The 20,706-nt window shown below is 60.4% G+C and carries 19 protein-coding genes; 8 read left to right on the forward strand and 11 right to left on the reverse strand.

Annotated features, from left to right (window positions below; genetic code table 11):
- Positions 1–2: 2 nt before the first annotated feature.
- Genes I6E52_RS05800 through I6E52_RS05810 form a run of 3 tightly spaced genes read right to left on the reverse strand, consistent with a single transcriptional unit; the run spans position 3 to position 3,701 of the window.
- A complete protein-coding gene (locus I6E52_RS05800) occupies positions 3–815 on the reverse strand; it encodes an SURF1 family cytochrome oxidase biogenesis protein (protein ID WP_307842412.1) in 813 nt (270 codons plus the stop codon).
- The gene (locus I6E52_RS05805) at positions 812–2,539 is read right to left on the reverse strand and encodes a glycerol-3-phosphate dehydrogenase/oxidase (RefSeq protein WP_197155474.1); all 1,728 of its coding nucleotides are present in this window, start codon (positions 2,537–2,539) and stop codon (positions 812–814) included. Before I6E52_RS05805 ends, I6E52_RS05800 begins: the two co-directional genes overlap by 4 nt.
- A 40-nt stretch (positions 2,540–2,579) precedes the next feature.
- A complete protein-coding gene (locus I6E52_RS05810) occupies positions 2,580–3,701 on the reverse strand; it encodes a GuaB3 family IMP dehydrogenase-related protein (protein ID WP_197155475.1) in 1,122 nt (373 codons plus the stop codon).
- A gap of 124 nt (positions 3,702–3,825) precedes the next feature.
- Between I6E52_RS05810 and I6E52_RS05815 the strand changes: the two genes are divergently transcribed.
- From I6E52_RS05815 to I6E52_RS05825, 3 genes are read left to right on the forward strand one after another with little or no spacing between them, the layout of a single operon-like run.
- The gene (locus I6E52_RS05815; protein ID WP_197155476.1) at positions 3,826–4,470 is read left to right on the forward strand and encodes a TetR family transcriptional regulator; all 645 of its coding nucleotides are present in this window, start codon (positions 3,826–3,828) and stop codon (positions 4,468–4,470) included.
- On the forward strand, positions 4,454–5,368 hold the full coding sequence (locus I6E52_RS05820) for an ABC transporter ATP-binding protein (RefSeq protein WP_197155477.1): 915 nt from the start codon (positions 4,454–4,456) through the stop codon (positions 5,366–5,368). Before I6E52_RS05815 ends, I6E52_RS05820 begins: the two co-directional genes overlap by 17 nt.
- Positions 5,365–6,183, forward strand: coding sequence for an ABC transporter permease subunit (locus I6E52_RS05825; RefSeq protein WP_197155478.1), 819 nt, complete (start codon positions 5,365–5,367; stop codon positions 6,181–6,183). Before I6E52_RS05820 ends, I6E52_RS05825 begins: the two co-directional genes overlap by 4 nt.
- A gap of 90 nt (positions 6,184–6,273) precedes the next feature.
- Here the strand turns inward: I6E52_RS05825 and guaB are convergent, their stop codons facing one another.
- Positions 6,274–7,776, reverse strand: a complete 1,503-nt coding sequence (gene guaB, locus I6E52_RS05830; RefSeq protein WP_197155479.1) for an IMP dehydrogenase — start codon at positions 7,774–7,776, stop codon at positions 6,274–6,276.
- Positions 7,777–8,056: 280 nt separating this feature from the next.
- Between guaB and I6E52_RS05835 the strand changes: the two genes are divergently transcribed.
- Genes I6E52_RS05835 through I6E52_RS05850 form a run of 4 tightly spaced genes read left to right on the forward strand, consistent with a single transcriptional unit; the run spans position 8,057 to position 12,025 of the window.
- Complete coding sequence (locus tag I6E52_RS05835) at positions 8,057–9,337, forward strand: branched-chain amino acid ABC transporter permease (protein ID WP_197155480.1); 1,281 nt, start codon at positions 8,057–8,059, stop codon at positions 9,335–9,337.
- A 9-nt stretch (positions 9,338–9,346) separates the two neighbouring features.
- Positions 9,347–10,327, forward strand: a complete 981-nt coding sequence (locus I6E52_RS05840) for a branched-chain amino acid ABC transporter permease (RefSeq protein WP_197123184.1) — start codon at positions 9,347–9,349, stop codon at positions 10,325–10,327.
- A gap of 19 nt (positions 10,328–10,346) precedes the next feature.
- Positions 10,347–11,291, forward strand: coding sequence for an ABC transporter ATP-binding protein (locus I6E52_RS05845; RefSeq protein WP_374059100.1), 945 nt, complete (start codon positions 10,347–10,349; stop codon positions 11,289–11,291).
- Entirely contained in the window at positions 11,288–12,025 is a 738-nt protein-coding gene (locus tag I6E52_RS05850) for an ABC transporter ATP-binding protein (protein ID WP_197123180.1), read from the forward strand. Before I6E52_RS05845 ends, I6E52_RS05850 begins: the two co-directional genes overlap by 4 nt.
- 368 nt (positions 12,026–12,393) lie before the next feature.
- Here I6E52_RS05850 and I6E52_RS05855 read toward each other — a convergent pair whose 3' ends face one another.
- From I6E52_RS05855 to groES, 5 genes are all read right to left on the reverse strand, one after another.
- Positions 12,394–13,665 carry an ABC transporter substrate-binding protein gene (locus I6E52_RS05855; RefSeq protein ID WP_197155481.1) on the reverse strand — a complete coding sequence of 424 codons (1,272 nt, stop codon included), beginning with the start codon at positions 13,663–13,665 and terminating at the stop codon, positions 12,394–12,396.
- Positions 13,666–13,835: 170 nt separating this feature from the next.
- A complete protein-coding gene (locus I6E52_RS05860) occupies positions 13,836–15,095 on the reverse strand; it encodes an ABC transporter substrate-binding protein (protein WP_197155483.1) in 1,260 nt (419 codons plus the stop codon).
- Positions 15,096–15,225: 130 nt separating this feature from the next.
- Positions 15,226–16,512 (reverse strand): ABC transporter substrate-binding protein, encoded by a 1,287-nt coding sequence (locus tag I6E52_RS05865; protein ID WP_197155485.1) that lies wholly within the window; start codon positions 16,510–16,512, stop codon positions 15,226–15,228.
- A gap of 56 nt (positions 16,513–16,568) precedes the next feature.
- Positions 16,569–17,513 carry an EamA family transporter RarD gene (gene rarD / locus I6E52_RS05870; protein ID WP_197155487.1) on the reverse strand — a complete coding sequence of 315 codons (945 nt, stop codon included), beginning with the start codon at positions 17,511–17,513 and terminating at the stop codon, positions 16,569–16,571.
- 138 nt (positions 17,514–17,651) lie between these two features.
- On the reverse strand, positions 17,652–17,948 hold the full coding sequence (gene groES / locus I6E52_RS05875; RefSeq protein WP_197123170.1) for a co-chaperone GroES: 297 nt from the start codon (positions 17,946–17,948) through the stop codon (positions 17,652–17,654).
- A gap of 124 nt (positions 17,949–18,072) precedes the next feature.
- Between groES and I6E52_RS05880 the strand changes: the two genes are divergently transcribed.
- Positions 18,073–19,263: a class I SAM-dependent methyltransferase gene (locus I6E52_RS05880; protein WP_197155489.1), complete on the forward strand. Its 1,191-nt coding sequence runs from the start codon at positions 18,073–18,075 to the stop codon at positions 19,261–19,263.
- Positions 19,264–19,316: 53 nt separating this feature from the next.
- Here the strand turns inward: I6E52_RS05880 and I6E52_RS05885 are convergent, their stop codons facing one another.
- Positions 19,317–20,303: a DUF4190 domain-containing protein gene (locus I6E52_RS05885; protein WP_197155491.1), complete on the reverse strand. Its 987-nt coding sequence runs from the start codon at positions 20,301–20,303 to the stop codon at positions 19,317–19,319.
- Positions 20,304–20,378: 75 nt separating this feature from the next.
- Positions 20,379–20,657, reverse strand: coding sequence for a DUF4190 domain-containing protein (locus tag I6E52_RS05890; RefSeq protein ID WP_197155493.1), 279 nt, complete (start codon positions 20,655–20,657; stop codon positions 20,379–20,381).
- Positions 20,658–20,706 lie beyond the last annotated feature (49 nt).

Here is a 20,706-nt window from a genome sequence, read left to right on the forward strand (position 1 = left end):
CTCTAGTCTACGGCCGCGTCAGAGGTGAGAGCTTCGCGCTCCTCTTCCCACACATCCCGCACGAGGCGGAACCAGAGGAAGACGGCGAATCCCGCGAACACTACCCATTCGACGGCGTAGAACACGTTGAGCAGGTTGAGGGAAACTTCCGTCGACGGGGGCGGAGCGTCAATCGCGACCAAGCCAGCCCGAGGTTCGAAACTGACGACGTAGCCGCCGTAGGTTCCCGCCGGAACTTCTGCCCAGAGGTTCACGAGTTCGGAAACCGCGAGAGCGCTGCGCTCCCCCTCTTCGAAGTCCGACTGCTGCGGTGACTCGGTCGGCAGCAACCGTCCGGTCAGCGTCACCGGGCCCGTCATCGTGTCCAAATCTGCGATAGCGGATGCCGCAGCATCCGCCGACTCGGCCCAGCCCAACGCGATGGCGATACTCGCACCACTCGGTTCAACTCCATGAGCGACGACCCAGTAGCCCATGCCCTCGCTGTCGTTGCTACGGTCGGAGAGGATGACGTAGTCGCCCGCAATCAGGTCTGCCGTGAGCGTGACCGTTTGACCTGTTGTGAGGTATGACAGCGGCTCTTGAGCAGTAGCCACCGAATCGAGTTCGACTGCTGTTTCGCTTTGCTGCTCGGTGATTTCGCCACCTTCGAGGCTGCGGCTGAGCTGCCACTGGCCAAGCGCCGCGAAACTGGCGGCAATGGCGAGGGCTAAGACGAGGGCGCCAATCCAACGCGGGCGTCGTGCGATCTCCCACATCGTCGCCGGCTCAGTGTCGGGGGCCGACTTACTCAGAGGGGAATTGCTCGTACTCACTCGCTAACAATATCTGGTGCTTCGAGGCGAACTCTGTCAGCCGACTCATCATCGGGCTGCTTCTGGCTGGCCAGCTCGGCTTCCACTCGCTGGAGGTAGCGCTCGATCTCCGTGTGAGTGCGAGCTTCGTCCCAGCCCAGCACGCCAGCCATGAGCTCTGCGGCAACAGGCGCGGCGGACACCCCGCGGTCCCATGCCTCAATCGATATACGAGTGCGGCGAGCCAGCACGTCATCAAGGTGAAGGGCACCTTCAGCATTCGTGGCGTAGACGATCTCAGCCGCGATGTAGTCGTCGGCGCCCGGAAGAGCTTCGGCGAGGCTCGGCGTCGCGCGCACCAGCTCAAGCACCTCGGTGGCGAGCACCCCGTAGCGGTTCAGCAGATGTTCGACGCGCGACTTGTGCACGTCGTAGCTGCGCGCGAGGGCCGCTCGCTTGTTCCACGCGGCGCGGTAGCCTTCGGCTCCGAGCAGTGCGACATCTTCGGTGATGCTCGGTGAAATCTTGCCGTCGAGAGCGTCGACCGCGGCATCCACGGCATCCTTCGCCATGATGCGATAGGTCGTCCATTTGCCACCAGCGACGACGACAAGACCGGGGACGCTGTGCGCGACGATGTGTTCGCGGCTGAGCTTCGAGGTGAGATCCGACTCCCCCGCAAGCAGCGGGCGCAGGCCAGCGTAGACGCCCTCGACGTCGGCTCGAGTCAACGGCACAGCCAGCACCTTATTGACATGGGCGAGCAAATAGTCGATGTCGGCGGCGGTGGCAGCCGGGTGTGCTTTGTCGAGATCCCAGTCAGTGTCGGTGGTGCCGATGAGCCAGTGACGACCCCACGGAATCACAAACAGCACGCTCTTCTCCGTGCGCAACAACAGCCCGAGCTTCGATTGGAAGCGATCACGCGGCACCACGAGGTGCACACCCTTGGAAGCTCGAACCTTGAACTGGCCACGAGAGCCCACCATCGCCTGAGTGTCGTCGGTCCACACTCCGGTGGCGTTAACAACCTGCTTGGCGCGAATTTCAAACTTTTCGCCGGTCTCGAGATCGTGCGCCATCACGCCGACAACTCGCTCGCCGACCTTCACGAAGTCTTCCACCCGCACGCGGTTCGCAACGTGAGCGCCGTAGAAGCTGGCGGTGCGCGCGAGAGTCGACACGTAGCGGGCATCGTCAACTTGAGCGTCGTAGTAGGTGAGCCCGCCGCGAAAGGCGTCGCCTCGCAAGCTCGGTGCCGCCCGCAGCATCTGCCCGCGCGTCAGGTGCCGGTGATGAGGCACTCCTGGCGGTCGTCCGCCGGTATAGCTGAGAAGGTCGTAGAGCAACATTCCCGCGCCGATATATAGCCGTTCGATAACAGGCTTCGTCACGGGATACAAGAATTTCACTGGCCGCACCAGATGAGGCGCAAGCCGCTGCAAGAGCAAGCCACGTTCCTTGAGCGCTTCGCGCACGAGCCGAAAATCGAGTTGTTCCAGATAGCGGATGCCGCCGTGCACGAGCTTCGATGACCGGCTTGACGTGCCTGATGCCCAGTCCCGCGCCTCGACCATGCCGACGTTCAGGCCGCGCGTCACGGCATCCAAGGCACTGCCGGTGCCGACAATGCCGCCACCGATCACGAGAATGTCGAGTTCAGTGTCGCGCAGTGCCGCAATGGCGGCGGTGCGTTGTTCGGCGCTCAGCGGCGCTGTCGGGGCAATCGATCGGGGCTTGACCATTGGTTTCCTCCAGCGCCTAGTGACGTGAACGTGGGTTTAGCTACAGCGGGTTGTAGGGAGCAACGACCACATCGACCCGCTGAAATTCCTTGAGGTCGGAGTAGCCGGTGGTCGCCATCGAGCGACGCAGCGCACCGATGAGGTTCGACTGGCCGTTGGGGTGTGACGATGGTCCGTTGAGAATCTCGGCGAGAGGAGCAAGCTGCCCAACTTCGACACGGTTTCCGCGGGGAAGTTCGGAGTGGTGCGCTTCTTGACCCCAGTGGTAACCACCACCGGGCGCTTCGGTGGCGCGAGCGAGAGCGGTGCCCAGCATGACGGCATCCGCACCAACAGAGATTGCTTTGACGATGTCGCCACTGGTGCCTAGGCCACCATCGGCGATCACGTGCACGTAGCGGCCGCCCGACTCGTCCATGTAGTCGCGGCGAGCGCCGGCTACATCGGCAACAGCGGTTGCCATGGGAGCGTGGATGCCGAGGGCAGTGCGCGTGGTGCTGGAGGCTCCTCCGCCGAATCCCACGAGTACGCCAGCGGCGCCGGTGCGCATGAGGTGAAGAGCCGCGGTGTAGGTTGCGGCGCCTCCCACGATCACGGGAACGTCGAGTTCGTAAATGAACTCCTTGAGGTTGAGCGGCTCAGTCGTCTTGGAGACGTGCTCGGCACTCACGGTTGTGCCGCGGATGACGAACAGGTCGACTCCGGCATCAACCACAGTTTGGTACAGCTCTTGAGTGCGCTGCGGGCTCAGGGCGCCGGCAACGGGCACTCCGGCTTCGCGGATTTCCGCGAGACGCTGCGTGACGAGTTCGGGCTTGATCGGCTCGGCGTACAGCTGTTGCATGCGCGCGGTCGCCTGGTCGGCGGGCAGCGTACGAATTTCTTCGAGAACGGGTTCGGGGTTTTCGTAGCGAGTCCAGAGACCTTCGAGGTCGAGAACACCGAGGCCGCCGAGCTTTCCCATGGCGATCGCGGTCGCCGGCGACACCACAGAGTCCATGGGGGCTGCGATCACGGGGATGTCGAACGTGTAAGCGTCAATCGTCCAGCTCACCGACACATCACGAGGGTCACGCGTGCGGCGCGACGGCACGATAGCGATGTCATCAAAGGAGTAGACGCGGCGAGCGCGCTTGGCGCGGCCAATCTCGAAATCATTCACCCGTCAAGACTACCCGGCCAGCGATTGTGAGACACCGCTGCTGCGGGGAGCCGCCCATTTAGTGGAAGAGCGCGTGGGACACGCACGATTGACAACAATTGAACAAGCGTTTAGTTTGTTAAACATGCGTTCAAGATCGGATGACTCCACCACTAAGGCTCGCATCCGCGACGCCGCGATTCGGCTCATCGGGCAGAACGGGTTCGCCGCGACAAGCGCCCGCGCCGTCGCCACTGAAGCCGGAGTGAGTGCTGGCCTTGTCATCCACCACTTTGGAAGCATGCGCGAGCTCAAGGTTGCGTGTGACGATTTCATCATCACCGAGGTCACCCACCGCAAAGTCGGGATGGGCGAAGGCGACGTGAGCGCGGCAGTGAGCGAGTGGTATGCCGATCTGCCCACCTTCGAGCCGTGGCTTATCTACCTGGGCCGCCTCTTCACCGACGACTCAGTTGCCGGGGCAGACCTGTTCGACCGCCTCGTCGCCATGTCGCACACCATGCTCGCTGAAGGAGTGGCGAGCGGAGCCATCACGCCCAGCGCCGACGAGCACGCCCGCGCCGTGCTCCTCGTTACCCACAGCCTGTCGACCCTCACTCTGCAAAGCCACATCGCCCGCAGTCTCGGCAGCAGCCAACTCAGCCTCGACAGCCTCAGCCGCATGGGCAATGCCGCCCTCGAGCTCTACACCCACGGCATCTACACCCCTTCAACGACTCCCTCCCAGGAAGGACCGGGCTCCGGCCCCACCCATGACTTACGCCATTGAAACTCAGGCGCTCACCAAGCGTTACGGCAAAAATACTGCCCTCGACGGCTTGGATCTCGCCGTGGAAACCGGCAGCGTGTTCGGCATGATCGGCCCCAACGGTGCCGGCAAGACAACCGCGATGCGGCTACTGCTCGACATCATTCGCCCCACCTCGGGCAGCGCCACCGTACTCGGCCAGTCCCCCATCACCGGCGGTGCTGCACTGCGCCGCGACATCGGATTCCTGCCGGGCGAACTCCTCCTCGAGGGCCGCGTCACTGGGCGTTCGCTACTCAAGCACTACGCCGAAATCAGCGGTCCTGTAGCGCCCGGCCGCATCGACTCCCTCGCTGAGCGATTGGGGCTCGACCTCACCCGCCACGTGCGCACCCTCTCCAAAGGCAACAAACAAAAACTCGGCCTCGTGCAGGCGTTCATGCATGAGCCGAAACTGCTCGTGCTCGACGAACCGACGAGCGGTCTCGATCCTCTTGTGCAGCAAGAGTTCCTCTCGATGGTGCGCGAAGCTCAACACAATGGTCAGACAGTGTTCCTCAGCTCTCACGTCTTGAGCGAGATCCAGAACGCTGCCGATCAGGTTGCGGTGCTCCGCAACGGTGCCGTGGTGAAAGTAGGCGATGTTGCCAGCCTGCGCGCGAGTGCCATCCGTCGCGTTGTCATTGACTTCACGGATGCCGCAGCCGACGACATCCGCACGGCGCTGCTTGCCCTGCCGCAACTGGCCAACCTCACCGTCGCTGATGGCGAGGTGATTCAGGTCACCGGCACTGTCGAGGGACACATCGACGCCCTCGTCAAGGCGATCGCCCCCTTCCACGTGGTCGACCTGCGGGTGGAAGAGCAAGATCTCGAATCGTCGGTTATCGACCTCTACTCGAATGAGGCAAACAAATGAGTCAGAACATGACCGGGAGCTTTCTGCCCCTCACTCGGCGCAACCTTGCCGACTCATGGCGAGGACTACTCGGCTGGACGGCCGGCGTCACGGGAGCGATTTTTCTCTATGTGCCCCTGTATTCCTCGTTCTCGGGAGACAACGCTGGCTTCGAGGACATCATTGCCTCACTGCCGGATGGACTCGCGAGCACTCTTGGCTTCCAAGATCTCGCCAGCGGCGCCGGCTACGTGCAGGCGACGTACCTTGGCCTCATCGGGTTCGTGCTCTTCACGATTGCCGCCACTCTGTGGAGCTCCGCGGCGATCGCGGGCGATGAGGAGTCGGGTTCGCTCGAGCTCACTCTCGCCCATGGGGTTTCCCGTGTGCAGATTATGGCCGAGCGAAGCCTTGGAGTAATCCTGCGCCTGCTGTGGTTGAGCATCGTTTCGGCGCTGCTGATTCTCGCGCTCAACGATTCCTCGGGGATCGACCTTGAGCCTGCCCATGTAATCGGCGGATGCGCGGCGCTGTTCGGTGTGGGGGTGCTCGCGGCCAGCTTCGGTCTCGCTGTCGGCGCCATCACCGCTCGTCGCAGTTTTGCCTCTGCTGCCGCCGCAGGAATCTCCCTGCTCGGCTACATCCTCAACTCGCTTGGCAACCAAAGCGCCGATGTCGAATGGCTGCACAACCTCTCGCCCTACTACTGGGCGTTCGGCAACTCTCCGCTGAGCGAGGGCGCCGACTGGGGTGCCCTCGGGCTCATCTTCGGAATTTCTGCCGTCATGCTCGTTCTCGGTGGGTTCATCTTCAACCGCCGCGACGTGTCCGCCTAGCGGAGCACTCTCTACGCCCTCCCCGACGCAGAAGGCCTGCGGGAAGCAATTGCTCCAGCAGGCCTTCTGTGTGTTTCGGTCGCGTAGTTTCTAGCGGCGGTAGTTCGGTGCCTCAACGACCATCTGGATGTCGTGGGGGTGCGATTCCTTCAAGCCTGCAGCGGTGATCCGCACAAACTTGCCCTTCTGCTGCAGCTCCTCAATGGTGCGAGCTCCCGTGTAAAACATCGACTGGCGCAGGCCACCGAGCAACTGGTACATCACCGTGGAGACGGGACCGCGATAGGGAACCTGGCCCTCGATGCCCTCGGGGATGAGCTGGTCATCCGACGGCACGTCAGCCTGAAAGTAGCGGTCGCGGGAGTATGAGGTCTTCTTGCCACGCGTTTGCATGGCGCCGAGCGATCCCATTCCGCGGTAGCTCTTGAACTGCTTGCCGTTGAGGAAGATGAGGTCGCCGGGGCTCTCGTCGGTTCCGGCGAGCAGCGAACCAAGCATCACAGTCTCAGCACCGGCAACGAGTGCCTTGGCGATGTCACCGGAGAACTGCAATCCACCGTCGGCGATAACCGGGATGCCGGCCTCGCGAGCGGCGAGTGACGCTTCGTACACTGCGGTCACCTGCGGCACTCCGACACCGGCAACGACGCGGGTCGTGCAGATCGAGCCGGGACCAACGCCAACCTTGACCGCATCCACTCCGGCATCGATGAGGGCTTGAGCTCCCGCGCGAGTAGCGACGTTGCCGCCGATGATGTCGATGGCGTCGAACGAGGAATCAGCCTTGAGGCGACGCACGATGTCGATGACGCCAGCGGATTCGCCGTTGGCGGTGTCGACAACGATGAGGTCGACGCCAGCATCGCGCAAACGCTCGGCGCGCTCCCATGCGTCGCCGAAGAAGCCGATTGCCGCTCCTACGCGCAGTCGGCCTTCTTCGTCTTTGGTGGCGTTGGGGTACTGGTCGGTCTTTTCGAAGTCTTTGACCGTGATGAGTCCGCTGAGCTTGCCCGCGTCATCAACGAGGGGCAGCTTCTCGATCTTGTGCTTGTTCAAGATCGCGATGGCGCCGTCGCGGTCGATCCCGACCGGAGCTGTAACGAGCGGCAGTGTTGTCATGACGTCGCGCACGAGCACGGAATCCATGTCTGCTGGCTCGATGAATCGCATGTCACGGTTCGTGATGATTCCGACGAGCGTTCCGTCTTCTTCAATAACGGGCAAACCCGACACACGGAACTGACCGCACAACGCGTCAACTTCCGCAACAGTGGCCTGTTGCGTAGTTGTTACCGGATTGGTAATCATTCCAGATTCGCTGCGCTTGACCTTGTCTACATAAGCCGCTTGATCGTCGATGGAAAGGTTGCGGTGAAGCACTCCCAGACCACCATTACGAGCCATCGCGATGGCCATTCGAGCTTCGGTGACGGTGTCCATTGCAGACGAAATTAGCGGCGAAGACACCCGAATCCTGCGGGTAAGACGTGAACTGGTGTCAGCATCGCTAGGAATTACGTCGGTGTGACCGGGCAAAAGCATTACGTCGTCATAGGTGAGGCCGACGAAGCCGAAGGGGTCTGGCTGTTCCATGTTAAATCTTCCTTACGGCAGGAGCGCGAAACCGGTGAATTGTGTTAAATCTCCGGCCAATCAATATTAACGGGTTTCGTGCCAGAACATTCCCCCGCATAATGGCTTCACCGCTTTGTACCCGACAAGCATTTGTATGTCGGACCGCAATCGGCCGGTGTCTTCATTGCCGTCGACACGTCAGAACCCGCTGGGATTCTCGATTCCGGCTGGGTCCCTTCCTGGAGGTCCTGTGAACACAGCGGATTATCGCCGCACGCGACGGAAAAATAGACGAGGAGTGCTTGTAGCACTCATCGTCGCACTTTCTGCCGCCTTCTCTCTGATGGCCATGCCTGCAATGGCCGACGAGGTAAACGTCGACGAATACGACAACAGCATCATCGGTAACGTCAAGCTCGAAAGCGTGGCACTAGAGGGTGTACTTCTCACCATCTCTGGCGGCGGCTACGAGGTTGAAGTAGCCACGGATGCTGATGGTCGTTGGAAAGTCGGAGTTCCCGACGGTGACGAATTCACTGTCACCCTCGACGAAAACACTCTGCCCGAGGGCATTGCGGTAATCGACGAGGTCGGCGACGACGACACCCCTAACGTTAAAGAGGCGATGATCGGCCCGAGTGGCTCGACCGTCATGAACTTCTTTATCGGCCGCGGTGAACGCAACGTCACGAGCTTCTTCGATCAATTCGTTGAACGAATCGTCAATGGCGTGAACTTCGGACTGATGCTCGGCCTCGCTGCCATCGGCATCTCGCTCGTTTACGGAACCACCGGGCTCTCCAACTTTGCGCACGCAGAAATGGTGACCTTCGGTGCGGTGATGGCACTCATTGTGTCGGTCGACCTCGGTTGGCCTGTCTGGATTGCGATACCGCTCGCCGTACTCCTCAGTGCCGGCTTCGGGTGGTCACTCGATGCCGCGCTCTGGAAACCGCTGCGCAAGAAGGGCGTCGGTATCGTTCAGCTCATGATCGTGTCAATCGGTCTGTCGCTGGCTCTTCGCTATACCTTCCAGTACTTCCGTGGAGGAGGAACCGAGCAGCTTCCCGGCTCCGACTCCCCCGATATTCCGCTCTTCGGATCGGTATCGCTCAGCCAGACCAACATGATCAGCATGGTCATCAGCATCGTCGTGATCGTGATCTTCGCGTGGTGGCTCGTCAAGACCAAGATCGGTAAGGCAACTCGCGCTGTCTCTGACAACCCGTCTCTAGCAGCGGCATCCGGAATCGACGTCGACCAGGTCGTCCGTGTGGTTTGGATCCTCGCTGCCGCCATGGCCGGTCTTGCCGGTGTGCTGTGGGCCTACTTCCGCCCCGGCATCCGCTGGGACATGGGAGCGCAGATCTTGCTGCTCGTGTTTGCCGCAGTCACCCTCGGTGGACTGGGAACAGCATTCGGTGCGCTTGTCGGCTCGATCATCGTCGGCGTTCTTGTTGAGACGTCTAGCCTCTTCATCCCATCCGACCTGAAGTATGTGGGTGCGCTCGGCGTGCTCATCATCGTCTTGTTGTTCAGACCACAAGGCATCTTGGGTCGCAAAGAGAGAATAGGTTAGGGGCCGCTCATGGATATTCTGCAAATTCTCTCCAACACCGGGTCATCACTGATTGCACCGGCAACGATCGGGTACGCCCTTGCGGCGCTCGGACTTGCCATGCACTTCGGGTTCACCGGTTTGCTCAACATGGGTATGGCCGCCTTCATGGCGATCGGCGCCTATGGCTACGCGATCTCGATCCTCACCTTCGGTTTTCCGTGGTGGGGCGGCATGCTCGTCGGTGTCGGTGGCTCGCTCGTCTTCGCCCTGATCCTCGGTATTCCTACCCTGCGACTGCGCGGTGACTACCTCGCCATCGTGACCATTGCGGCCGCCGAGGTTGTGCGTCTGTTGTTCCTGACCACAACGTTCGACAAGTACACCGGCTCTGCCGATGGGCTGAGCGGATACCACGAGAGCTTCCGTGCGTTCAACCCGATTCCCGATGGCACCTACGGCTTCGGCCCGTGGGAATACAACGCCAACGGTTGGTGGGTTCGTATCTTCGGAATCACAATTCTGGCGCTTGCTGCTTTCATCCTCTGGGCTGTCATGCGCAGCCCGTGGGGCCGAGTGATCAAGGGAATCCGTGAAGACGAGGATGCCGTGCGCGCCCTCGGCAAGAACGTGTTCTCTTACAAGTTGCAGTCGCTCATGCTCGGTGGTGTCTTCGGCGCCATGGGTGGAATCATTTACGCCCTCCCGGCCTCGGTGAACCCCGGTGTGTACGTCACGTCGCTCACGTTCTTCGTCTATACCGCGTTGCTGCTCGGTGGAGCTGCAACGATCTTCGGACCGATTATCGGTTCGGTGATCTTCTGGGGTGTGCAAACCCTCCTTAGCAACCTGCTACCCGCCATGGTCAACGTCGGCCTCTTGCCGTTCATGACCACGACGCAGTCGCAGACGGTGCGTTTCATCCTTGTAGGTGTGGCACTGATGTTGCTCGTGATCTATCGACCGCAGGGCATCCTCGGCAACAAGAAGGAGCTGACCTTTGTCAAGTAATGACGCATCGGCTGCGCCGGTGCAGCGAGCAAAGACAACCGGACTCCACAAGGGCGACATCGTTCCTGGTGTTGCCAAGGTCGACCCGATCATCATCGCTGACGGAATTCGTCGAACATTCGGTGGCCTCACTGCGGTGAACGTCGACCACGTCGAGATTCCCCGCAATGCGATTACCGCATTGATTGGTCCTAACGGTGCCGGTAAGACGACGCTATTCAACCTTCTGACCGGCTTCGACAAGCCTGATGAAGGCAAGTGGACTTTCGATGGGCACTCGCTCGCCGGAATGGGCGCGCACAAAGTGGCCGGCCTCGGCCAGGTGCGCACGTTCCAGCTGACGAAGGCCCTCGGGCTCTTGACGGTTCTTGAGAACATGAAACTCGGTGCCAAGGATCAGATCGGGGAGAACATTTTCCGCGCCATGATCCCCAGCCTCTGGCGCAAGCAAGAAGCCGAGATCGAAGAGCGCGCAATCGTTCTGCTCAAGAAGTTCAAGCTCGACACCAAGTCGTCTGACTTCGCCGCCAGCCTTTCCGGTGGTCAGCGCAAGCTGCTCGAGATGGCTCGCGCCCTCATGAGCCAGCCGACGCTGGTGATGCTGGATGAGCCCATGGCCGGTGTTAACCCCGCGTTGACCCAGTCGCTGCTCGACCACATCCTCGACCTGAAGGAAGAGGGCATGACGGTGCTGTTCGTCGAGCACGACATGCACATGGTGCGTCACATCGCCGACTGGGTAATCGTGATGGCTGAAGGTCAGGTCGTTGCTGAAGGTCCCCCGGATGAGGTCATGAAGAACCAAGCCGTCATCGATGCGTACCTCGGTTCGCATCAAGATGTCGACCTGGGAATCGTCACTGGCCGCATCGAAGGCGAACTCAACACTGAAGCGATCGAACTCGCCGCGGAGGTTAAACACCTCGACGAAAACATCGCTAACCGCAAGGAGACCGGCAAGTGAACGCAATCCCTACCGAGAATGCGGTTGTCCACGTCAAGGGCTTGACCGCAGGGTACCTGCCCGGCGTCGACATCCTCAACGACTGCAATTTGGTCGCTAACCCGGGTGAACTGATCGGAATTATCGGTCCGAACGGTGCCGGCAAGTCGACCCTGTTGAAGGCAATTTTCGGCCAGGTGCAGGTGCGCGGCGGATCGATTAGCCTCAACGGCGATGACATCACCGGGCTCAAAGCCAACAAGCTTGTCGCCCGCGGTGTTGGTTTTGTTCCGCAAAACAACAACGTGTTCCCAAGCCTGACGATCGAAGAGAACCTTCAGATGGGGCTGTACCAAAACCCCAAGATCTACGATGAGCGTCTCGAATTTGTGACCGGTATTTTCGCTGAGTTGAAGTCGCGCCTCAAGCAGCGCGCGGGTTCGCTCTCGGGTGGAGAACGCCAAATGGTCGCGATGTCCCGCGCACTCATGATGGATCCGCACGTTCTGCTTCTCGACGAGCCGTCCGCTGGACTCTCACCGGTGAAGCAGGATGAGGCGTTCATCCGCGTATCGGAGATCAACAAGGCCGGCGTGACCACGATCATGGTTGAGCAGAACGCGCGTCGTTGCCTGCAAATCTGTGACCGCGGCTATGTTCTCGACCAGGGCCACGATGCCTACGAAGGCACCGGGCGCGAGCTGCTCAATGACCCCAAGGTTATTGGCCTCTACCTCGGAACTCTCGGCACCTAGCCACCAGCACCCCGCTTCACCTGATGCCCCGCCCGGATTCGTCCGGACGGGGCATTAGTGCGTTCGGGGCCGCCCTGTTGACTCCGCAGCTCAGCTTCACAGCTCGCCATAGGGCTAGAGAGCGCTACACCGCCCGCTAAGCCCTTTTTGCACCGCTCCGCGGGCCGAGATTCGCGAACACCCCTTTCGCACCCGCACGAGGGCTCCTGACGCTGTTTCAGGTTTGGTTGATTCATCCGACCATCCCTGAAAAGAATTCAGCACCGTCTCAGAACGCTGCGCGCGCAAAAAAGGCCCCAACCCGGTGAGGGTTGGGGCCTTTCTCTGAGCTAACTTACGTTCTCTATGAGAGTGACTCTCGGAGAGATTTAGTAAGCGCTGTAGGTGTTGTCTTCACCGTACTGGTAGATACCAACCTGAGCTTCGGTGGGGTCACCGAGCTCATCGAAGGTGATCGGACCAGAGATGCCGTCGTAGTCAGCTACGCCGCCACCGTTGATGATTTCTGCACAGTCAGCGAAAGTGGTGCACTTCTCGCCGTTGCCCGAACCACCCGATACTTCCTGAAGCTTCTCAGCGATTGCTGCGGAGTCGGTGGAACCGGCTGCGAGCGATGCGAGAGCAAGAAGGATTACCGAGTCGTAGGACTCTGCTGCATAGCTGAACTCTTCGAGCTCAGGCTGTCCGGATTCGACCCAGAAGTCGTTGACGGCCGACGTGAAGTCAGCAATCGTGTCGACGCTCAGGCCGGGAAGAGTTCCCTTGGCGCCCTCGAGGGTTCCAGGAGCAAACTCGTCACCGAAGTTGGCGAGGTTACCGTCTACGAAGTAGAGGTTCTCGGCCGGGAAGCTGCTGACGATGCTCGGAAGCATGGTCGAAACTTCTTCGAACGTGATCAGTGCGATGGCGTCAGGGTCAGAAGCAAGAACTTCAGAGATCTGAGCATCGAACGTGGTGTCACCAGTGTTGTAGGTGGGCTGTGAAACTACCTCGCCACCGGCGGCTTCGAATGCTTCCTGCGTGTAGCCGGCAAGACCGGTTCCGTAGGAGTCATTGAGAACGATCATGCCGAGGGTCTCGTGACCATCGCCAGCGATCAGGTTACCGAGAACCTCACCCTGAAGCACGTCAGAAGGAGCGGTACGGAAGTACAGGCCCTTGTCGTCGTACGTCGTGAATGCGGCCGAGGTGTTTGCCGGCGAGAACTGGATTACTCCAGCGCCAACAACCTGGTCAATGAACTGAAGCGAAACACCCGAGGATGCTGCACCAAGAATTGCGGAAACGTCTTCACCGAGCAGGCGAGGGATTTCAGTCTCGTATGCCTTGTTGTCGGTGTCACCGGAGTCGCCCTGAATAAGGTCGATCTGGATGCCAGCATCGGCTTCGTTGACCTGCGACGCTGCATACTCGGTTCCCGCGATCTCGGGCGGGCCGAGGAATGCGAGGTTACCGGTTACGGGCAGTGCCGTTCCAAGCTTGAGGGACAGTTCGCCACCCTCGGATCCAGTGGAGGTTTCTCCACCGTCAGTTGCACAGCCGGCCAAAACCAGTGCGCTTGCACCGACGATTGCGAGACCGCTCAACAGGGTCCGCTTGGACCGTGATGGGGAGGCCGTAGCCTTCGCGAATACGCTCATGTTGCTCCTTGCGTTTCGAATGTGTTCAGGAATCAAATGTGGCACTACCGTGTCACCACACTGTCAAGCTATGCCCACCCGGCACATCCGCACAATACGTCTGTACTACAGCCTTGTAACGCTCTTGGGAATCGTTACCATTCGTAGACTTTGGGAAACACGGGTGTTTCTTACTTAATCCGGGTGTACACGTTGTCGCTACCGTACTGGTAAATCCCAATGATGGCGCCCTGTGGATCACCATTGTCATTGAGGGTTATCGGGCCTGAAACACCGTCGTAATCTACGGTGCGACCATCGAGCACAATCTTCGCCGCATCCGCAAACGTTGTCGCGACTTCGCCGTCACCGCTGCCGCCGGAGACTTCTTGCAGTTTGCTCGAGATCGCTTCGCCCGAAATCTTTTGCGAGGCCAACGCGGCCAGGCTCGCAAGAATCACGGCGTCGTAACTCTCAGCGGCATAGCTAAAGTCTTTGAGGCTGGGGTTGATCTCCAACAGTCGATCCGTGAAGTCCGAAATCGTGGAGATATCAAGACCGGGATGCGTCACGATCGAGCCCGTGAGACTGCCATCCGCAAATCCCGAGCCACGCTCGCCAAGCGACAATCCGGTGAAGAAGAGTTGGTCGCCTGAGTAACCGGCAGCGATGAACGCCTTCGCAATCTTCTCGGATCGCTTCGAACCCACGATTGCTACGGCATCCGGTTTGGCGGCGATCGCTCGATCGATCTGCTCGTCGAGATCGATAGCGCTTTCATCGATCATCTCTTGCGATAGCAATTCGCCACCGCCGCGCAAGAATGCTTCGCTCAGAGCGCGCGGAAGAAGCGGTTCACACAGCGTGTCCTCGGAGAGGATCGCGATCGATCCCTCACCAATACGCTCTGCCATCTCATTGCCCAATGCTGTGCCTTCGAGCGCGCAGGACGGCGAGGTGCGCCAGTACAGGTTGTTGTCACCGTAGTTGGAGAAGTCAGGAGAATCGTTCGCCGGCGAGATCTCTACAACGCCCGCTTCGGTGATCGTGTCGATCACTTTCTTGGAAATACCGTTGGAGAGTCCGCCGATAATCACCGTTGCGCGAGCATCGAGCAACTCCGTGACGGCGTCCTCGGCGGTCGTTCCCGTGGAGTCGCCGGAATCCGCCGATTCTACGTTCACTGTGAGGCTGGCATTGGCGTCATTCACATCTTGAGCAGCCAATGCGATCGCAGCAGACACTGCCGGACCGAATTTGTCGAGCGCTCCCGACTCGGGCACCAAGGCTCCGACGGTGAGAGTCAAATCTTTGGGGGTAAAGGTCTCCTCAACGGGCTCCTCAACCGAGCATGCGCTCAGCATGAGGGCCGCAACGAGCACGCCTGCAACTGCCGTGAACCCGCGTCGGGCTCGCAGCGACACGCGTGATCCATAGGGCATGGATGTCATCACAGTCGCTCCTATCTGCCACCCACAACAGAGAGCGGCATTGTTACGGTACTGGCCAATGCTGAAAAGGAGAACTCAGCGCGGGCCATTTAGGGGCAGAATCTCGCCCCCAATCCGGGCGGCACTCGAACTAGCCGACGATTGAGCCACTCTTATACACGAACTTATTTTCACCGTCGTAGGTGTAATAACCCCAGAATGCGGGCTCTACGTTGCCACCGGGAGTGAAGTTCACAGGGCCAGAAACACCGTCGTAGTCGATGTCGTTCGTGGTCTTGAGCACTTCGAGGCATTCCTCAAAACTCAGACACTTCACACCGCTTTTCGAGACATCGTAAAGCGAACCGGCGATTGCCTCACCAGCATCGTCCCCCGCCACGATTGCAGCGAGCGCCGCCAGCATCGTGGCGTCGTAGGCTTCTGCCGCGTAACGGTAAGTCGTCAGTTTTGAGTTGGTGTCCTTGAGGGCGGCGATAAAAGTCTTTGACGGCTGCACTCCCTCAATAACCCCGCGAACGCCCTTGAGCGTGCCATTTTTGAACGCTTGCGAATAGTCGCCAGTGTTCAGCGAGGTAAGCCAGAGCTCCGACCCCTTATATCCGGCCGCGACGATCTTCTCGATGGCGGCCTTCGTTGCCTTCTCAGATTCATAGGTAGACCCGATCACCACGATGTCGGGTTCTGCCTTTTTCACGCTGGCGGTGATCGCGTCGAACTTCGTAGTTGAACTCGTGAAGACCTCATCCGCGACGAGTTCGGTGTCGTACTCGGCGAGCGCTTCGACGAACGTGTCGTGCAGCGCTACGCCCTCCTCATCGTCGACATAGACAAAAGCGATTCTCTGCGTTGTGTCGCCACCGGCCAAAGCTTCAGCGAGCGCAAAGCCCTGCTGGTCGTAGGCCGGGATGGTGCGGAAGAAGTAGCCGTCATCAAAAACGTCGTCGAGACTCGACAGCGTTGCGGCGGGCGAGATGAGCGGGATCTTCGCGTCTATGGCCAACGGGATTGCTCGCTGCGCCAGCACCGACGATGACGGGCCGATCACAACATCGACATCCTTAGAGACCAAGGTCTTGAAGTTCGCCTCAAGCTTCGTGTTCTTAGCCTCGCCCGAATCGACCGCGACGATCTCGACCGGCTCACCGTTCACTCCGCCAGCAGCATTAATTTCCTTGACCGCGGCGGCTACGCCAGCTTTCTGCGCTGCAGCCAGAAACGAAAACGTGCCACTCGTCGGAAAAATCGTGCCGATACGAAGAACACCATCACCGCTCGGCGTGGCTACGGGAGTGGGAACGACCGTGGGCGTCGACGCCACAATCGGAGCGGGGGTCGGTGTAGGAGTACTGCACGCAGCGAGAGCCACCGCGATCGTTACCGCCACAGCCACACGTCGAGTCGCTCGAAACCTCGTCATTGCCCAACCTCTCTCAGCGCGCTGACCTCGGGCGATCAGGCACCTTCAAGGGAATACTACGGTGCGCCCGGTGCTTCAGCCGCCGAACCAAGCCGCGTGCGCGAAGAGTGGCGGAAGAGATCGTAGGTCAAAATAGCGAGGGCAATCCAGACGATCGCGAAGCCCAACCAGCGCTCCGGCGGCATCGCCTCGTGGAACACAAACACACCAACAATGAGTTGAAGGATTGGCGCCAAATACTGGGCCAAGCCCATATAGGTGAGCGGCAATCGCCGCGCTGCAGCAGCAAACAGAATCAACGGGATCGCGGTGATGGCACCCAAAAAGAGCGTCAAAGTGAGGTGTCCCGGGCCCGCAGTGCCCGCCGCGAGCTGCCCGTTGGCCGCAAGCACGAGCAGAACAACAATCGCAACCGGCGTCAAAAATGCCGTCTCGACGGCGAGGCCGCCCACGGCGTCCGCCTTAGGCCCCACGCTTTTCTTCACAAGCCCATAGAGGCCAAAACTGAATGCGAGGCCCAACGCGATCCACGGAAAGCTGCCATAGCCAATAGCCAAGACGAGAACGGCGAGCGCACTAATTGCCAGGGCGACCCATTGCAGCGGACGAAGGCGCTCGCGCAGCACGAGCACTCCGAGCAGCACCGTGACAATCGGGTTCGTGAAATATCCGAGAGCAGCCTCAACGATGTGGCCGTTCAGGCTCGCGTAAACATAAATGAGCCAGTTGACGACAACAAAGGCGCCACCCAAGCCCAACATCCAGAAAGTGCGACGATCGCGGACGATCGCCATGACCCGTGCGTATCCCCGCGTGACCACCAGAAGCGCCGCACAAAACACCAGCGACAACACGATTCTCCACGCGACAATCTCGATCGCTCCCGACTCTTTGAGCGAGAAAAACACGATCGGCATCGCGCCCCACAAAACGTAGGCAGACACAGCAAAGCCGAGGCCGCTGGGCGAGACGCGATCAGTCGCCGAAGAAGTGGAGGTCACTACTAAATCCTAGGGTCGGTTGCTGCCCGCAAATGCCACCGGGAACGACGAAAGCCCAGAGCCGAGGCCCTGGGCTTTCGAGACGCCTCACCGCGAACGGGAGACGCGAAAGTTAGTATCGCGTGAGCGAGAGACTACTTAGCGAACGATGACAGCGAGAACGTCGCGAGCCGAAAGTACGAGAAGGTCTTCTCCGCCGTACTTCACCTCGGTTCCGCCGTACTTGGAGTAGATGACCTTGTCACCAACTGCGATGTCGAGCGGCACGCGGTTTCCGTTGTCGTCGATACGACCGGGACCTACAGCGACTACTTCACCCTCTTGGGGCTTCTCTTTCGCAGTGTCAGGAATGACGAGCCCAGACGCGGTGGTCTGTTCTGCATCGACCTGCTTGATAACAATGCGATCCTCGAGCGGCTTAATGGACACCGACACGTTTGACCTCTTTCTAAAAGTGCTTGGGCTGGCACACTCCGTACAGGAGTGCCAGATCAACTATACGGCTTGGTTGGCACTCGATCAACGTGAGTGCCAATACGGATGCGGATACGGTTAGAGAATGAATCAGAGCGAATTGCGCGAGCTACTTTCAGCCGAGGGCCTTCGCCTCTTGGACTCGCTGCCGACCTGGCACTCGAGTGACGAAATCGTGCGCACCGTCGCCGAGCTTCGCAAGGCCGGCCACACCCCCGGCTTGGTTGCTGCCGTGCTCAGCCAATCCAAACTTCGCGCGAAAGCCGCCAGCAAGTTTGGCCCGTTTGCCGACCGGATGCTTTTCACCGAGGCGGGCCTCGAACAAGCAACTCGCCTTTCCGTTGCCGCCCAGCACGCCGGTCGGTTCTCGAAGGCCGGAGTGAAGTGGGTGGCCGACCTCGGCTGTGGCATTGGAGCGGATGCTCTCGCCATCGCCGCCCTCGAAATCAACGTCACCGCCGTTGAGCGTGACGAAACCACCGCCGCTATTGCCAGCTTCAACCTCGCGCCGTGGAGCAATGCCCAAGTCGTTCACGGCGATGCCGAAACCGCTGACCTCGCTGGCATTGACGGCATCTACCTCGACCCCGCCCGCCGTGACGCCCGGGTGCGCCTCACTAACCCCGCCGACTGGACGCCCTCCCTTGACTTTGCGTTCAGTCTCGCTGAGCGCTACCCGACCGGCATCAAACTCGGCCCCGGAATCGACCGCGACCTCATCCCCGACACCGCCGAAGCCCAGTGGATCTCTGTTGGACGCGAAGTTGTCGAGCTCGGACTGTGGTTCGGGGCTGTCGCCCGCCCCGGCATCCGACGCGCAGCCCTCGTGATCGGAGACCATGGCACTGCTGAACTCACGGCCGCCGCCGACAGCGAAGACGAACCCGCGGGAGAGCTCGGACAGTTTCTCTACGAACCCGATGGCGCCGTCATCCGTGCCCGCCTCATCGGGGATCTTGCACGACAACTGAACGGCCGCATGCTCGATACGTCAATCGCTTATTTCAGCGCGGATGCCGCTGTCGCGAGCCCGTTCGCCACCTGCTTTGAGATCGTCGAGGACTTCACCCTCGACAAGCGCTCGCTCAAAAAGGAGTTGGCGGCGCGCAAGATCGGCACGTTGGAAATCAAAAAGCGCGGGGTCGATATCGACCCCGCGACTTTTAGAACGTCACTCTCGCTCAAGGGCGAGAACAGCGCGACACTGATTTTGACGCGCGTTGCTGGCAAACGCCGCGCACTGCTTGCCCAACGAGTGACACCAACTGCGGCCTAATACTGAAATTCCCGCCTCACTAGTGAGGCGGGAAAATCGGCACGCGTTAAGACTTAGTAGCCGTAGCCATAGCCGTTTCCACCAACGAAGATGAACGGCAGCAAGAAGGCAACCGCAATAAAGATACCGACGATCAGGCTGAGGCCGATTCCGACGTAACCCGTGATGAGACCGGTGAGCCAGAACGGGCGGGCATACTTCTGCTTCTTCTGGGCAAGGTGGCCGAGAACAACCGCGGCCAGCGCCGGCAAGAAGCCCATGCCGATGAAGGTAAACAACAATCCGGCGATTCCGGTAACCATCGAGGCGATGGAAAGCCCCTGAGGGGGGCCAGCCGGAACGGGGGTGAACGAAGCCTGCCCGGGAGTAGTCGTGTTTGCATAGCCGGGAACCGGAGTTCCACTCGGAGCCGCGTAAGGGTCACCGGCCGTAGGCGCGGCAGAAGCGGCTGGTGCTGCGGGAGGAACAGCCGGAGCTTCGGGAGCACTCGACGCAGCCGTTGATGCCCCGGCGGCCTTCGGCGCTGGCGGGACGGGCGGCACGCTTGCTGCTGCGCTGCCAGCCGTCACTGCCGCCGCGGATGTGGCAGTAGTGGTGGCAGGCGTTGCAGCAGGTGGTGTGGCTGGTGTCGCTGAGTCATTTGCGTTGGCTGCCTTAGCCGCTGCGGTCGTGGCCGCTGTTGTCTTAGCAGCGGCAGCCTTGGTCGCCGCCGCCTTGGTGGTTGCAGCTTTAGCTGTTGTCGACTTTGCGGCCGTGGCCTGTGCGGCAGTTGCTTTCGCCGCTGCGGGCTTCGCAGTCGCGCTCTTGGTCGCGCTGACCTTCGGCGCAGCAGTGACCTTAGGCGCGGCGGTTACCTTGGCCGCGGAAGTCGATTTGGAGGCAGCAGTTGACTTAGCAGCGGTCGACTTAGAGGCAGGCGACTTCTTCGCTGCGGGCTTCTTGGCCGAGGGGGTGGCTTTCGCCAGGGTCTCGTCAGAAGTTGAGGACGCGCCGGGCGTTGAGATCGACGGAATTGAGTCGTCTGAGTTGTTGGTAGCCATGCGCACACTTTAGCAAGACTCTCCCCACAGAAAAGGGCCCGCACTCGCGTGCGGGCCCTTTTCGTGCGTTGCTGCTTAGTACGAGGTTCCTGCAGCGCCGAGGGCGATGACGAAGCCGATGGCGAGGAAGAGGAAGACAACGAAGCCGAGGTATCCGAGGATGAGGCCGATGATGGCGAGAACGTTACCCTGCTCACCGGTCTTCTTGATCTGGCTCAAGCTGATGTGCCCGAGGATGATGCCGACGAGGCTGAGCCCCAGAACCGACGTCACGAGGGAGATGATCGAGAGGACGTTCCATTTGGCAACCGGCGCGCCTGCGGGCGATGCGGCGTAAGGCGTGGGTTCTGACATGACGAAGGTCTCCTTAGATGATGATGCCGAAACCGGCGCCCCTATATTC

The sequence above is a fragment of the Salinibacterium sp. NG253 genome (assembly GCF_015864945.1).
Lineage (GTDB): Bacteria > Actinomycetota > Actinomycetes > Actinomycetales > Microbacteriaceae > Rhodoglobus.